The sequence below is a fragment of the Pseudomonas sp. SLBN-26 genome, from assembly GCF_006715895.1.
Taxonomy (GTDB): domain Bacteria; phylum Pseudomonadota; class Gammaproteobacteria; order Pseudomonadales; family Pseudomonadaceae; genus Metapseudomonas; species Metapseudomonas otitidis.
The window spans coordinates 1,875,298-1,891,788 of record NZ_VFOB01000001.1 but is presented as its reverse complement, the minus strand read 5'-3'; the positions used below and the strand labels follow the sequence as shown (position 1 = coordinate 1,891,788).

At 67.0% G+C, this 16,491-nt stretch carries 1 protein-coding gene; it reads right to left on the bottom strand.

All coding sequences use genetic code 11. From position 1 onward, the window contains the following. Positions 1-58: 58 nt before the first annotated feature. Positions 59-16,279 (bottom strand): retention module-containing protein, encoded by a 16,221-nt coding sequence (locus FBY21_RS08690; protein WP_142010350.1) that lies wholly within the window; start codon positions 16,277-16,279, stop codon positions 59-61. Between the last annotated feature and the right edge of the window lie 212 nt (positions 16,280-16,491).

The window sequence follows — 16,491 nt, the reverse complement described above, 5'->3', positions numbered from 1 at the left end:
GAATGGCCGGGCAGGGCAGCCTTCCCACCGCGCCCTGGCGCGGTGGGAAGGGGCTTCATCAGCTGTGCTCGGTCTTCACCAGCGGGTCGGAGCCGGCCACCAGCGAGCTGACGATCTGCGAGGAGGTCGACCCGTACTGGGTCAGGTCCACGCCTTCGAGCTTGATGGTCACATCGGCGCCGTTGGCGACGTTGCCGCTGGTGCTCACCTGCAGGGTGCTGGTGGCGGTGTCGACCTTGAGGTAGTCAAGGATGTTGTTGGCGTTGGCGGCATCGGGCAGCAGGTCGCTGAGGTCGATGCGGTCGCCTTCGCCGGCGTTGAAGTCCTTGATCACGTCATTGCCGAGGTCGCCGGCCTTCCAGACGAAGATGTCGGCGCCGGCACCGCCGGTGAGGGTGTCGTTGCCCACGCCGCCGATCAGCAGGTCGTTGCCGTCACCGCCATTGAGCAGGTCGTTGCCAGCGTTGCCGTAGAGCACGTCGTGGCCGTTGCCGCCGTTGAGGATGTCGGAGTACTTGCTGCCGTTGATCAGGTCGCTGGCCTCGGTGCCGTTGGTGGTGCCGATGGTGTGCAGCGCCCAGCCGGTGTCGGTCTGCACCAGTTCCTGCCCGGCGCCCGGGGCTTGGAAGATCTCCAGCCCGCTGCCGCTGGCACCCAGCACCTTGTAGGCGGAGTCGGCACTGCCGCTGAGCTTGAACTCAACTTTCAGGCTCGCTGCGCCGCCTTGATCCCAGTACAGGAGCTCCAGGGCCTGCAGGTCGCCGCTGAGGCCGACACCGCTGAACACCTTGGTGGTGGTGCTCTGGATGTAGTCGGCTTCGGCTACCACCTGGCCACCGATCAGCAGGCGGTAACCGTCGTCCGCGGTGACGCGGATGTCGTAGGTGCCGCCCTGGGCCAGGTCGAGGAAACCGTGGGCACGGATGATCGCGTCCGAGGTATCGCCCAGGCCTGCGCCGCCGGCCTTGAGGTTGGAGACGTTGCCGGTACTGGCTGCCGTGAGGAAGTCGTACAGGTTGTTCTGGCTGTTGTTGCTGACGTTGCCGATGGTGGCGCCGTTGGACACCGTGCGGTTGTCGCCCAGGTCGTCGCTGAACACCGGGGTGCCGTTCTTCAGGCCGTAGTCGATGACGTTGGCGACGAAGGTGGCGTTGACCGAGGCGGCGGCCGCGTTGTCATTGGAGCCGATCAGGCTGGTGCTGTTGCCCGTGCGGGACTCGACGTAGTCCTCCACCAGTTTGAGGCTGGTGAGGTTCGGCCGCGCGGTGCCGCTTTCGGCATAGCCCCAGTATTCACCGGTCAGGCCGCTGGACAGCGAGGTGCTGGTGTCCGCGACGTTGATGGTGTTGGTGGTGAGGCTTTCATGGCCGACGCCACCGTCGACGATCTTCAGCGTCAGGTGCTGGCTGGCGGAGCTGGCGGTGGTGCCGTTGGGCTCTACCGACACGGCCTTGATGTCCAGGCCGATCTCGCCGCGTACCGAGCCGCTGACCAGCAGCTTGGCGGTGGCCAGTTGGGCTGCGGTCAGCGATACCACGCCGGCGTTCGCGGTGAGGGTGGTGTTGCCGACCACCACGCTGGCCCCGCTGGGCAGGTTGGAGAGGTCGTAGCGCAGGCTCTCGGAGCCGTCGGTGTCGGTCAGCGCGCCGCTGATGTAGTTGGCCAGGGCGATGCTGGTCTTGCCGCTGACGCCGCCGTCACCGGCCACCACGCCCTGGGACGAGGTGAGGGTGATGTTGTCGATCAGTGCACCACGGCCGCTGGAGTCGGTGGAGGTGCCGGCCAGCTTGATGGTCAGCGCCTCGGTCTTGCCGGTGCCGGTGAAGCTGAAGTGGATGTTCTCCCAGTTCAGGCTGGACTGGCTGCTGGTGGAGCTGTACTCGCCCACCAGGGTGGTGCCGAGGTAGACCGCGATCTTGGTGAAGCTGGCGTCGAAGCCCGAGCGACCGGCGTAGTCCAGGTTCAGCTCGTAGACCTTGCCGACCTCGGTGGCGACGTTTCGGGTGACGCCCAGGGTCTGGGACATGCTGCCGCCCGCGTCGTTGAGCTCCAGCGCGTCTCCGTTGTTGGTGCCCGGCAGCCTGACGGTGACGTAGCCGCCGGCCTGGTTCTGCATGCTGTCGCCGTTGGCCCAGATTTCGAAGACGTTGTTGCCGCCGTTGCGCACGTCACCGGTGGTGACCAGGGACCAGTTCTCGAAGGTCGGCCCGGCCACGTCCTGGGAGGTGTTGTCGCTGTTGGGCGCCGATTCCCAGGTGGTGGTGAACAGCGTGCTGGCCGCGGCGGACTTCACGGTCAGGGTCGGCACGTCGGCCACCGGGGTGATGTCGATGCTCATGGTGCTGCTGGCGGTGCTCAGGGCTCCGTCGCTGCCGCTGTACTTGAAGGTGGCGTAGGTGGCCTGGTTCAGCCCGACGCCGCTGCCGCCGAAGCTGTCGTGGCCGGACTCGTTGCTGTCCGGCACGAAGCGCAGGCCGCCGGCATCGATCGCCGACTTGGTGATGGTGCTGTTGGCGGTGACGTCGGTCCAAGTGCCGTTCACCTGCATCTGCAGTTTGCCTTCGATCGGCAGGCTCTCGATCTTGATCGACAGGGTGCTGTTGGCGTCGACGTCGCTGACCTTGAAGTCGCTCCAGGCGAAGGTGTAGTTGGTGTCTTCGACGCCGGTGACGTTGGCGCCCGCGACCACCACCGGGGCCTCGTTGACGTTGTTCACCTGGATGGTGAACGACTGGTTGGCAGTGCTGCCGTCGGAGCTGGTGGCCTTGACCACGATGGTGTGGCTGGTGGCGCTCTCGTAGTCCAGCTTGGTGCCGTCGGCGACGGTGACCACGCCGGTGGTGGCGTTGATGGCGAAGCGGCCGCCGGCGTTGTCCACCAGCTCGTATTTGGTGATGGTGGCGCCGACGTCGCCGTCCACGCCCTTGGCCGTGATGCCCACCACGGTGCCGTTGGCGGCGTTCTCGTTGACCTGGTTGGTGGCGGTGTTGCTGTCGGTGATCACAACGCCGTTGTCGTTGACGTTGCCCACCTGGATGGTGAACGACTGGGTGTTGGTGCTGCCGTCAGAGCTGGTGGCCTTGACCACGATGGTGTGGCTGGTGGCGCTCTCGAAGTCCAGCTTGGTGCCGTCGGCCACGGTTACAACGCCGGTGGTGGCGTTGATGGCAAAGCGGCCACCCGCGTTGTCCACCAGTTCGTACTGGGTGATGGTGGTGCCGGCATCGCCGTCCACGCCTTTGGCAGTGACGCCGACGGCGGTGCCGTTGGCGGCGTTCTCGTTGACCTGGTTGGCAGCGGTGTCGCTGTCGCTGATGACCACGCCGTTGTCGTTGGCGTTGCCCACCTGGATGGTGAACGACTGGGTGTTGGTGCTGCCGTCAGAGCTGGTGGCCTTGACCACGATGGTGTGGCTGGTGGCGCTCTCGTAGTCCAGCTTGGTGCCGTCGGCGACGGTGACCACGCCGGTGGTGGCGTTGATGGCGAAGCGGCCACCCGCGTTGTCCACCAGTTCGTACTGGGTGATGGTGGCGCCGACGTCGCCGTCCACGCCCTTGGCGGTCACGCCGACCACGGTGCCGTTGGCGGCGTTCTCGTTGACCAGGTTGGTGGCGGCGTCGCTGTCGGTGATGACCACGCCGTTGTCGTTGACGTTGCCCACCTGGATGGTGAACGACTGGGTGTTGGTGCTGCCGTCAGAGCTGGTGGCCTTGACCACGATGGTGTGGCTGGTGGCGCTCTCGAAGTCCAGCTTGGTGCCGTCTGCCACGGTGACCACGCCGGTGGTGGCGTCGATGGCGAAGCGGCCACCGGCGTTGTCCACCAGCTCGTATTTGGTGATGGTGGCGCCGACGTCGCCGTCCACGCCCTTGGCCGTGATGCCCACCACGGTGCCGTTGGCGGCGTTCTCGTTGACCTGGTTGGTGGCGGTGTTGCTGTCGGTGATCACCACGCCGTTGTCGTTGACGTTGCCCACCTGGATGGTGAACGACTGGGTGTTGGTGCTGCCGTCGGAGCTGGTGGCTTTGACCACGATGGTGTGGCTGGTGGCGCTCTCGAAGTCCAGCTTGGTGCCGTCGGCCACGGTCACGACGCCGGTGGTGGCGTTGATGGCGAAGCGGCCGCCAGCGTTGTCCACCAGTTCGTACTGGGTGATGGTGGTGCCGGCATCGCCGTCCACGCCTTTGGCAGTGACGCCGACGACGGTGCCCGTGGCCGCATTCTCGTTGACGAAGTTGCTGGCGGTGTCGCTGTCAGTGATGACCACACCGTTGTCGTTGACGTTGCCCACCTGGATGGTGAACGACTGGGTGTTGGTGCTGCCGTCGGAGCTGGTGGCCTTGACCACGATGGTGTGGCTGGTGGCGCTCTCGTAGTCCAGCTTGGTGCCGTCGGCGACGGTGACCACGCCGGTGGTGGCGTTGATGGCGAAGCGGCCCCCGGCGTTGTCCACCAGCTCGTATTTGGTGATGGTGGCGCCGACGTCGCCGTCCACGCCCTTGGCGGTCACGCCGACCACGGTGCCGTTGGCGGCGTTTTCGTTGACCTGGTTGGCGGCGGTGTCGCTGTCGCTGATGACCACGCCGTTGTCGTTCACGTTGGTGACGTTCACGGTGACGGTAGCGGTGGCAGCGGTCTTGCCGTCGGTGGCGCTGACCTGCAGTTGGTGCTGGGTGGCGGTCTCGTAGTCCAGCGTCTTGCCGTTGGCCAGGGTGATGACCCCGGTGCTGGCGTTGATGCTGAACAGGCCGGCGTCGTTGCCGCCGGTGATGCTGTAGAACAGCGGCTCGCCGTCGCGGTCCTGATCGGTGCCGGTGAAGCGGTCGCTCAGGTCGGCGATGGTGGTGCCGGCGGCGGTGTTCTCGGCGAAGGTGACGCTGCTATCGACCAGGCCGGGTGCGTCATCCAGGTTGGCCACCTGGATGGTCATGGTGTTGGGCTGGCTGGAGAACAGGCCGCTCTGGTCCTGCACGGAGAAGCTGAAGGAGCCACTGCTGCTGCCGCTGGCGGTGGGGGTGTAGACCAGCGAGGCGATCTGCGCCGCGGTGACCAGCATGCCCACGGTGACGGCGGTGCCGTTCAGGCTCAGGCTGCCGTTGCCCGGCAGGCTGTTGATGCGGATGGCCTTGAGGCTGTCGCCGGCGTCCACGTCGCTGAAGCCGAACTCGGCAGCGCTGAAGCTGCGCGGGGTGCCTTCGTCGGTCTGCACGGTGTTGTCGGCGCCGGTGGGGGCGTCGTTCACCGGGTGCACGGTGACCGGCAGGGTCAGCGAGGTGGAGGCCTTGTCGCCGTTGGCGCCTTCGGTGGCGGTGGCGGTGACCTTCAGGTCGAAGGTGCCGTTGTAGTTGGCCGGCGGGGTGATGCTCAGGTTGCCCAGGTTCCAGCCGCTGATGTCGGCGGTGGTGCTGCCGCTGGTGGCGGTGAAGCTGTGCACGCCGTCGGTCAGGGTGGCGCCTGCGGGGATCTGCGAGATGCCCACGGAGAGGCTTTCCGAACCGTCGGTGTCGTTCAGCGAGGCGGTCAGGCGCGACAGCGGGATGCTGCTGTCCTCGTCACCCTCGTTGACGTTGTAGAGCTGGTAGTAGCCCTTGCCGTCGCTGCCATGCAGGTCGGACAGGTGCAGGCCGTTGCCGGCCAGGTCGCTGGCCTTGGTGTAGAGCTGCACGTTGGCGCTGGACAGGTCCTGCACTGGGCCGTTGCCGACCTTGACGTTGACGTCCAGGGTGCCCGGGCCGCTCTGGTTGTGCTGGTAGATGTCCAGGGTGTAGTAGCCGCTCTGCTGGGCGGTGTAGCTGCCGCTGAACTGGCCGGTGGAGCCGCCCCAGGTGGCGCTGCCCACGGTGGTGCCGCCGACCACGACCATCACGCTGTCGTCGCCGGTGCCGCTGAAGGTGTAGGTCTGGCCTGCTTCCAGGTAGATCAGGCCGGAGAGCTTGTTGGCCACGCCGGCGTTGACGCTGTCGATGTGGGCGTCGGCCAGGTTGCCGCTGCTGGTGGGGGGGCCGGCGGCGTCGATGGTGCTCTTCAGGGTGGCCGGGTTGGCGCCGTTGCCACCGCTGCCCAGGGCCAGGTTATTCCAGCTCTGTTGCAGCAGGCCGGTGGCGGCGGGGGTGCCGCTCGGCGCCTGGGCGCCCAGGTTCGGGGCGTCGGCCACCGGCTGGATGCCCACCTGGACGGTGGCGGTGCTGTTGCCGCCCTTACCGTCGGTAACGGTGTAGGTGATGGTGTCCGCACCGCTGTAGTTACCGGTGGGGGTGTAGACCAGCTTGCCGTCGACGATGCTGACGCTGCCGTGCTGCGCGCTGGCGCCGGTCAGGGTCAGGCTGTCGCCGTCCACGTCGCGGTCGTTTGCCAGCACGTCGATGGTGACGGGGGTGTCTTCCTGGGTGGTGGCGGTGTCGTTGACGGCGGTGGGCGCATCGTTCACCGGCTTGACGGTGATGTCGACCACGGTGTCGACCACGCCGCCCTTGCCGTCGCTGACGGTGACCACGAAGCGATCCGGGCCGTTGTAGTCGCCGTTGGGCTTGTAGGTGTACTCGCCGGTGTTCGGGTCGAGGGTCAGGGTGCCGTTGGCGGTGCCGGTCTTCACGGTGTAGGTGAGGCGGTCGCCGTCCACGTCGGTGGCGGGGATGCGGCTGGTCAGGGTGCCGTCTTCATCCACGCTGGCGGTGCTGTTGGGCGCCACCGGGGCATCGTTGACCGGCTTGACGGTGACGCTGACCACGCTGGTGGTGGTGCCGCCGTTGCCGTCGCTGATGGTGACGGTGAAGGCGTCGCTGCCGTTGAAGTCCTTGGCCGGCTGGTAGGTGTAGGTGCCGTCGGCGTTCATCACCACGGTGCCATGCTGCGGGCCGTTGCCGTTGGCGATGCTGTAGGTGAGGGTGTCGCCGTCGATGTCGCGGCCGGTCACGCGGCCGTCCACCGGGGTGTCCTCGTCGGTGCTGATGCTGGACGGGGAGGCGGTCGGGGCATCGTTGGTCGGCTTGACGGTGATGTTGACCACGGTGTCGGTGACACCGCCCTTGCCGTCGCTGACGGTGACCACGAAGCTGTCCGGCCCGTTGTAGTCGCCGTTGGGCTTGTAGGTGTACTCGCCGGTGTTGGGATTGAGCACCAGGGTGCCGTTGGTGGTGCCGGTCTTCAGCGTGTAGGTGAGGGTGTCGCCCTCCGCGTCGGTGGCGGGGATGCGGCTGGTCAGGGTGCCGTCCTCGTCCACGCTGGCGGTGCTGTTCGGGGCGTTCGGGGCATCGTTGACCGGGTTGACGATGACGCTGACCAGGCTGGTGGTGGTGCCGCCGTGGCCGTCGCTTATGGTGACGGTGAACGTGTCGGTACCGTTGAAGTCCTTGGCCGGCTGGTAGGTGTAGGTGCCGTCGGCGTTCATCACCACGGTGCCGTGCTGCGGGCCGTTGCCGTTGGCGATGCTGTAGGTGAGGGTGTCGCCGTCCACGTCGCGGCCGGTCACGCGGCCGTCGATCGGGGTGTCTTCATCGGTGGTCAGGAACTGCGGGCCGGAGGTCGGTGCGTCGTTGACCGGGTTGACCTTGACCGTCACCACGGAGTCGGCATAGCCGCCCTTCGGATCGTAGACCCGGATGGTGAAGGAATCGGTGCCGTTGTAGTCCTTGTTCGGGGTGTAGGTGTACTCGCCGGTGGCGGTGTTGAGCAGGATCGAGCCGTGGGCCACGCCGGACTGGATCACGTAGCTCAGCTTGTCGCCGTCCACGTCGGTGGCGACGATCTGGCCGCTGACGCTCTTGTCCTCGTCAGTTTCTTTGGTCTGGTCGGTGGTTTCCGGCGCGTCGTTGAACGGCAGGACATTGATGCTGACCAGGCTGGTGGTTACGCCGCCCTTGCCATCGCTGATGGTGACGGTGAAGGCGTCGGTGCCGTTGTAGTCCTTGGCCGGCATGTAGGAGAAGGTGCCGTCGGGGTTGAGCGTGACGGTGCCGTGCTGCGGGCCGTTGCCGTTGGCGATGCTGTAGGTGAGGGTGTCACCGTCCACGTCGCGGGCATTGATCGTGCCGTTGGCGGCGTTGTCCTCGACGGTGGTCAGGAACAGCGGGCCGGAGGTCGGTGCGTCGTTGATCGGGTTGACCTTGACCGTCACCACGGAGTCGGCATAGCCGCCCTTCGGATCGTAGACCCGGATGGTGAAGGTGTCGGTGCCGTTGAAGTCCTTGTTCGGGGTGTAGGTGTACTCACCGGTCACGGTGTTGAGCAGGATCGAGCCGTGAGCCACGCCGGACTGGATCACGTAGCTGAGCTTGTCGCCGTCCACGTCGGTGGCGACGATCTGGCCGCTGACGCTCTTGTCTTCGTCGGTTTCCTTGGTCTGGTCGGTGGTTTCCGGGGCGTCGTTGAACGGCAGGACATTAATGCTGACCAGGCTGGTGGTCACACCGCCGTGGCCGTCGCTGATGGTGACGGTGAAGGCGTCGGTGCCGTTGTAGTCCTTGGCCGGCATGTAGGAGAAGGTGCCGTCAGGGTTGAGCGTGACGGTGCCGTGCTGCGGGCCGTTGCCGTTGGCAATGCTGTAGGTGAGGGTGTCACCGTCCACGTCGCGGGCATCGATCTTGCCGGTGGCGGCATTGTCTTCGACGGTGGTCAGGTCCAGCGGCTTGGAAGTCGGGATGTCGTTCACCGGGTTGACGGTGATCCGCACCACGGCGTCGACCACGCCGCCCTTGCCGTCGTTGACGGTGACGGTGAAGGAGTCCGGGCCGTTGTAGTTGGCGTTGGGCTTGTAGGTGTACTGGCCGGTGGCGGTGTCGAACACCAGGGTGCCGTTGTTGGTCCCGGTCTTCAGGGTGTAGGTCAGGCTGTCGCCATCGGCATCGGTGGCGTTCAGCTGGCTGGTGAGGGTGCTGTCCTCGTCCACGCTGACGTTGGCGTTGTTGACCACCGGCAGGTCGTTGATCGGGTTGACCGCCAGGTTGATGGCGCCGTTCACGGTGGCGGTGCCGTCGTTGACGCTGTAGGTGAAGCTGCCCACGGCATCGCCGGCCTTGTAGTCGGCGGGGGCGTTGTACTTCAGGCCCTGGAGCTGGGCGCTGGTGAGGGTCTGGCCATTGCTGACCAGGGTGCCGTCGGCGAGGGTGACCTGGCCGACCACCGGCAGGCCGGTGACCTTGATGGTGAGCACGTCGCCGTCCACGTCGGTGGGCGCCTTGATGCCCAGCGGGGTGCCGACGCTTTCCTCGTTGACGGTGAGGCCGTGGCTGTCCACCACCGGCAGGTCGTTGACTGCGGTGACGCCCACCTTGACGGTGGCGGTGTCGGTGCCGCCCTTGCCGTCGCTGATGGTGTAGGTGAAGGAGCCGGTGCCGTTGAAGTTGGCCGCCGGGGTGAACACCACCTTGCCGTTGACCAGGGCCACGGTGCCGTTGACCGCGTTCTGCACGCTGATGATGGTCAGGCTGTCGCCGTCCACGTCGGTGTCGTTGCCCAGCAGGGTGGCGGGCTCGATGGTCAGCGGGGTGTCTTCAGCGGTCACCAGGCCGTCGAGGCCGTGGCTCAGGCTGTTGCCGCCGAGCACGGTGTAGCTGCCGCCTTCGGGGCGCATCTCCACCTTGAGCTGGGCCTGGCCGCCCTGGTCCCAATAGATGATCTGGATCTGGTGGGCGCCACTGGTGGGCACGTTGAAGGTGGCGAACTCACGGGCGGTCGGGCCCTGGTTGGCGTTGTACTCGGCCACCACCTTGCCGTCGATGACGATGCTGAAGCCGTCGTCGGCGGTGACGCGCAGCTGGTAGTTGCCAGCGGCCAGGTTGACCGAGCCGCTCAGCTCGACGATGGCGTCGGAGGTGTTGGCCGGGTCGTTGTTCAGGGTCGCGGCGTCGCTGCCGAGGAACTTCTGCAGGTTGCCGTTGCCGCCCAGGTCGCTGCTCACGCCGTTGCCGTAGTTCAGCGAGGTGGCAGTGAAGGTGGCGTCGGCGGCGTGCTTGGCGATGAAGTCCTTGACCATCGCCAGGTTGCTCAGGTTCGGGCCGTCGGCGCCTTCGCGGTAGGCGTAGTAGCTGCCCTTCAGGCCGCTGAGGGTCGGGGCGTCGTCACGGGCGTCGGGCGCATCGTTCACCGGGGTGACGCCCAGGGTGACGCTGCCGTTCACGGTGGCGGTGCCGTCATTGACGCTGTAGGTGAAGCTGCCCACCGGGTCGCCGGCCTTGTAGTCGGCGGGGGCGTTGTACTTCAGGCCCTGCAGCTGGGCGCTGGTGAGGGTCTGGCCGTTGCTGACCAGGCTGCCGTCAGCCAGGGTGATCTGGCCGACCACTGGCAGGCCGGTGACCTTGATGGTGAGCACGTCGCCGTCGGCATCGGTGGGGGCCTTGAGGCCCAGCGGGGTGCCGACGCTTTCCTCGGCCACGGTGAGGTTCTTACTGTCCACCACCGGCAGGTCGTTCACCGGGGTGACGCCCAGGGTGACGCTGCCATTCACGGTAGCGGTGCCGTCATTGACGCTGTAGGTGAAGCTGCCCACCGGGTCGCCAGCCTTGTAGTCGGCGGGGGCGTTGTACTTCAGGCCCTGCAGCTGGGCGCTGGTGAGGGTCTGGCCGTTGCTGACCAGGGAGCCGTCGGCGAGGGTGACCTGGCCGACCACCGGCAGGCCGGTGACCTTGATGGTGAGCACGTCGCCGTCGGCATCGGTGGGTGCCTTGAGGCCCAGCGGGGTGCCGACGCTTTCCTCGGCCACGGTGAGGGTCTTGCTGTCCACCACCGGCAGGTCGTTCACCGGGGTGACGCTGACCGCCACGCTGCCGACCACGGTGGTGGTGCCGTCGTTGACGCTGTAGGTGAAGTTGCCCACCGGGTCGCCGGCCTTGTAGTCGGCGGGAGCGTTGTACTTCAGGCCCTGCAGCTGGGCGCTGGTGAGGGTCTGGCCATTGCTGACGGTGGTGCCGTCGGCCAGGGTCACGCGGCCGACCACGGGCAGGCCGGTGACGGTGATGGTGAGCGCATCGCCGTCCACATCGGTGGGCGCCTTGAGGCCCAGCGGGGTGCCGACGCTTTCCTCGGCCACGGTGATGGCGTTGCTGTCCACCACCGGGGCGTCGTTGCGGCCTTCGATGGTGACGCTGGCGCTGGTCTTGACCAGGCCGCCGTGGCCGTCGCTGACCTCGTACTCGTAGTTCAGGACCAGGTTCTGGCCCTTGGCCAGGTAGTTGTAGGCGGACGGGTCCACCTTGAGGCTGTTGCTGGCGGCGTCGAAGGTCACGCCGGCGGCGTTGCCGGTGCCGACCTGCTTCAGGTTGATGACGCTGAGCACGTCCTTGGCGTCGACGTCGCTGGCGTTCTGCAGCAGGTTGATGCTGTAGGGCGGGGCGTCTTCGTTGGTCACCGAGGTGATGGCGCCGCTGACCACCGGGGCGTCGTTGCTGCCGGTGACGGTGATGGTGACGTCGCGGCTGGCGCTGGCGTTGCTGCCGTCGGTGACGGTCACGCGGTAGACCAGGGTCAGGGTCTCGCCGGCAGCCAGGTAGTCCAGGGAGCCGGCCGGCACGCTGTAGGTCCAGTGCACGGAGCCCTGGCCGTCGCCGGTGGCGGAATCGCTGAGGGTGGCGGCGAGGTTGCCCAGGGCGGCCACGGCCTGGCCATTGCTGTCGGTGGCGCTGACCAGCTGGGTGCTGACGCTGTGGCTGTCGTTGAGGTCGGCGTCTTCGAAGCCGATGTCGCCGGTGGCGCTGAGGTTGCCGGCATTCTCGCCGGGCACGCCGTCGGCGCGTTCGGTGACGCTGCCGGTCTGCACGGTGGTTTCCAGCACCGGGGCGTCGTTGCGGCCTTCGATGGTCAGGGTGGCGGTGGTGGGGGTGACGCCGCCGTTGCCGTCGACCACGTCGTAGCTGTAGGTGAGCACCAGCTTCTCGCCGGCGGCCAGGTAGTTGTAGGCGTTGGGGTTGACCTGCAGGGTGTTGCCCGAGACGGTCACGCCGGCAGTGTCGCCGCTGCCGACCAGCTTGACGTTGGCCACCGAGAGCACGTCGCTGCGGTCCACGTCGCTGGCGTTCTGCAGTAGGTCGACCTGCTGGGCGCCGGCGTCTTCGTTCGTGGTGGTGGCAATGGCTGCGCTGACCACGGGGGCATCGTTGACGCCGTCGATCACCACGGTGGCCTGGGTGGTGACCAGGCCGCCATGGCCGTCGCTGACCTCGTATTCGTAGGTGAGGGTGACCTTCTCGCCCTTGGCCAGGTAGTTGTAGGCGCTGGGGTCGAGCACCAGGGTGTTGCCGCTGACGGTGACGCCGGAGGCATCGTTGCCGCTGGTTTCGCGCAGGTTGACGACGTTGAGCACGTCGTTGGCATCGGTGTCGCTGGCCTTGGCCAGCAGGTTGATGACCTGGCCGGCGGCGTCTTCGTCGGTGCCGACGCTGATGGCACCGGTGACCACCGGGACGTCGTTGACGCCGGTGATGGTCAGGGTCAGCACGCTGTCGCTGCTGAGCTGGCCGTCGGTGGCGGTGAACGGAACCTGGATGACCAGCTTCTCGCCAGCGGCCAGGGACTGGTAGGCCGCGTTGCTCGGGTCCAGGGTCCAGGTGCCGTCGGGGTTGAGGCTGAAGCCGGCCGGGGCGTTGCCCTTGAGGCTGAAGGTCAGTTTGTCGCCGTCGACATCGGTGGCGGCGAGCTGGCCGCCCACGGTGGGGCCGTCTTCGGTGGCGCTGGCGCTGGTGGGGCTGGCCACGGGCGCATCGTTCACCGGGGAGACGTTGACGGTGGCGGTGGCGTTGGTGGAGGTGGCGCCGTTGTTGTCCACGGCCTGGTACTGGAAGGTGGTGGTGCCGTTCCAGTCGCTGTCCGGGACGAAATAGACCGGGCCGGTGACGCTGTCGCCGGCTTTCAGCGGGGTGCCGCCGTTGGCCGAGGCGTAGAGCTGGCCGTGCTGGGGCAGGCCGGTGATGACGAAGCCGGTGACGGTGCCATCGACGTCGCTGCCGGCCAGGTCGACCTGAATGCGTGCGGACTGGTCTTCGCTGCCGCTGGCGGACACGGCGCTGGCCACCGGGGCGTCGTTGGTACCGGTGACGGTGATTTCCAGGTTGGCGGTGTTGCTGGCACCGAATTCGTCGGTGACGGTGACCGGCACCTTGATCACCAGCTGCTCGCCGGCCTTGAGGCTGTCGTAGGCGCTGTGGCTGCTGTCGAAGCTCCAGCTGCCGTTGCTGTTGAGGGTCAGGCCGTCGACGGTGGCGGGGGTGGTGAAGGTCAGCTGGGCGCCGGTGTCGACGTCGGTGGCGACCATCTGGCCGGTGATGACGCCATCACCTTCATTGGCTGCGGCGGTGGCGGCATCGATCTTCGGCGCATCGTTGGTGCCGGTGACGGTGATGGTCAGGGTGCTCTTCGCACTCAGGCTGCCGTCGCTGACGCTGTAGGGAATGGTCAGGGTCAGGACCTGGCCCTTGGCCAGGCTCTGGTAGCCGGCGGCGCTGGGGTCGAGGGTCCAGGTGCCGTTGGGGTTGAGCTGGAAGCCGTCCGGGGCGGGGCCACTGAGGGTGTAGGTCAGTGTGTCGCCGTCGACGTCGCTGCCATCCAGCTGGCCGCTGATGGGGGCGGCGTCTTCTTCGGTGGCGGCGTCGGTGGCGCCGGCCACGGGGGCATCGTTCACCGGGTTGATGGTCAGGCCGATGCTGTCGTTGTCGGTGAGCTGGCCATCGCTGGTGCGGACGTTGAGGGTGTCCTGGCCGTTGTAGTCGGCGGACGGAACGTACTTCAGACCTTGCAGGGCGGCGTTGATGGCCTGGGCGCTGCCGGAGAGCACCAGGGTGCCGGTGCCGTTGCCGCTGAAGGTCACGCCGTTGCCGAGGTTGCCCAGGGTCAGGGTGCCGTGGCCGACGCTGAGGGTGGTGGTGAGGGTGTCGCCGTCCACGTCGGTGACGCTGATGGCGTTGCCGTTGGCGGTGCTGAAGGTCTGGCTGCCGTCTTCGTCGAGGGTCTGGGCGCCGGGGACGCTGTTGACCGGGGCGTCGTTGATCGGGTTGATCACCAGGTGCAGCGTGCCGGTGGTGCTCAGGGAGCCGTCGCTGAGGGTGTAGGTGACGGCCGGTACCACGCCGCTGTAGTCGGCGTTGGGGGTGAAGGAGAACTCGCCGTTGGCCAGCAGGGTCAGTTTGCCCACCGACAGGTAGGCGGTGTCGCCGGCCTGGTAGTTCTGCCCGGCGATGCTGAAGCCGGTGACGCTCAGGCTGGTGCTGTCGACGTCGCTGTCGTTGGTCAGCACGTTGCCGGTGGCGACGCTGTCCTCGTCCAGGGTGACGGTGTCGTTCACGGCCACCGGGGCATCGTTGGTGCCGTTGATGGTGACGGTGACGCTGGTCTTGGTGCCGTCGGCGCTGGTGACTTCGAAGGTGTCCACCAGTTTCTGGCCGACGTTCAGCTCGTTGTAGGCGGAGTTGGCGACGTAGCTCCAGTTGCCGGCGGCGTCGATGCTGAAGGTGCCGTAGGTACCGGCGGTGCCGGTCTGGGCAACGAAGGTGGCCGGGCTGTCGACATCGGTGATGGTCAGGGCACCGCCGGCGGTGAGGGCGCTGTCGGTTTCGTCCAGCTGCACGTCGGCGCTGCTCAGCACGGCGGCGTCGTTGGTGCCGTTGATGGTGACGGTGACGCTGGTCTTGGTGCCGTCGGCGCTGGTGACCTGGAAGGTGTCCACCAGCTTCTGGCCGACGTTCAGCTCGTTGTAGGCGGCATTGGCGACGTAGGTCCAGTTGCCGGCGGCATCGATGCTGAAGGTGCCGTAGTTGCCGGCGGTGCCGGTCTGGGCGACGAAGGTGGCCGGGCTGTCGATGTCGGTGATGCTGAGGGTGCCGCCTGTGGTGAGGGCGCTGTCGGTCTCGTCCAGCTGCACGTCGGCGCTGCCGAGCACGGCGGCGTCGTTCACGCCGGTGACGGTGATGGTCAGGGTGCTGGTGCTCTTGGCGCCGAACTGGTCGGTCACTTCATAGGGCACGGTGAGGGTCAGCTTCTGGCCTTCGGCGAGGGACTGGTAGGCGGCGTTGCCGGCGTCCAGGGTCCAGGCACCGGTCTGCGGGTTGAGGCTGAAGCCGGCGGGGGCCTTGTCGGTGAGGCTGTAGCTGAGCACCGCGCCCTTGTCGGCGTCGCTGGCCTGCAGGGTGCCGCTCACGGTCTGGTCTTCGGTGACGTCGGCGCTGCTGGCGGTGGCGATCGGCGCGTCGTTGGCGCCGTTGAAATTGATGGTGATGACGCGGGTGTCGCTGGCGCCGGACGGGTCGCGCACGGTGACAACAAAGCTGTCGCTGGCCTTCTCGCCGTCCTGCAGGCCGTTCACGGCCTTGGCGTCCACGACGTAGGTGTAGGTGCCGTCGGCATTGACGGTCAGTTCGCCGTAGGCGCCCTTGCCGCTGCCGCTCCAGGTCAGTTGGGTGTCGTCCACGTCGGTGGCGGTCAGCTGGCCCTTGATGTCGGCGAAGGTGTCGAGGCCGGCGGTGTCGTTGACGTCGGCGGTGTAGGTGCCGCTGGCCACCGGTGCGTCGTTGACCGGGGTGATGCCCAGGTTGACGGTCAGCGGGGTGGAGGCGCCGCGGCCGTCGGTGGCGGTCACGACGAAGCTGTCGGCGCCGTTGTAGTCCTGGGCCGGGGTGTAGGTCCAGGTGCCGTTGGGGTTGAACACCAGGGTGCCGTTGGCCGGGCCCTGGGTGACGCTGAAGGTGATCAGGTCGCCGTTGGCATCGCGGGCGGTGAAGGTGCCGCTGATCGGGGTGTCTTCCGGCGTGCTCAGGCTGAAGGTGGTGATGGGGCCGCCATCGGCGCCGGTGAACTGCGGGGCGATGTTGGGCAGGGCGCCCTGGGTCTCGGTGGTGCCGGAGGCGCCGTTGGCCAGGCCCTGGGTGGCGAAACCGATCTGCGCTTCAACGACGCCGCCGGTAGGGTCCAGCAGGACGAAACTGCGGCCACCGCCGGCTTCACCGCCGCTGGTGGAGCCGCCGGCGCTGGTGGCACCGGCAGCGGTGGCTTCGAAGGCCTGGGTCGGGTCGACACCGGCGGCGATGGCCTGTTGCAGCTCTTCGGCGCTGGGCGCGGTCTGGGCGGCGCCGTCATCGGCGGCCTGGGGGGCGAATTCGTTGCTTGCCCAGCGGGTGTCGCGGCCCAGGTCGATCAGGCGGCCATCGGGCAGCTCGATGGTGACCATGCTGGCCGCGCCAGTGACGATCTCGTCACCCTGGAAGATCCGATCCCCCTCGAAGAGCTGACGCTGCACACCCTCGGCGGAGAGTGCAACGACCTGGCCGATGACGCTTTTCACTACGGCTACGACAGTGCTCATGGGGGTGAATCTCCTGGTTTGGCTTCAGCTTGCGGCGCCGAGTCGTTCCAGAGGTGGATCGGCGCTGCATTCCTTCATTGATTCGGTGGTGTTGAAAAGCTGGCGTCAGTAATTTGGCTTATTCAGATTCGCTATTGGGTATATGCCAAAGTATTGACCAATTGTCTGCCATCCTAAACAATTGCCTACGTAATGTCACTTTGATATTCGCA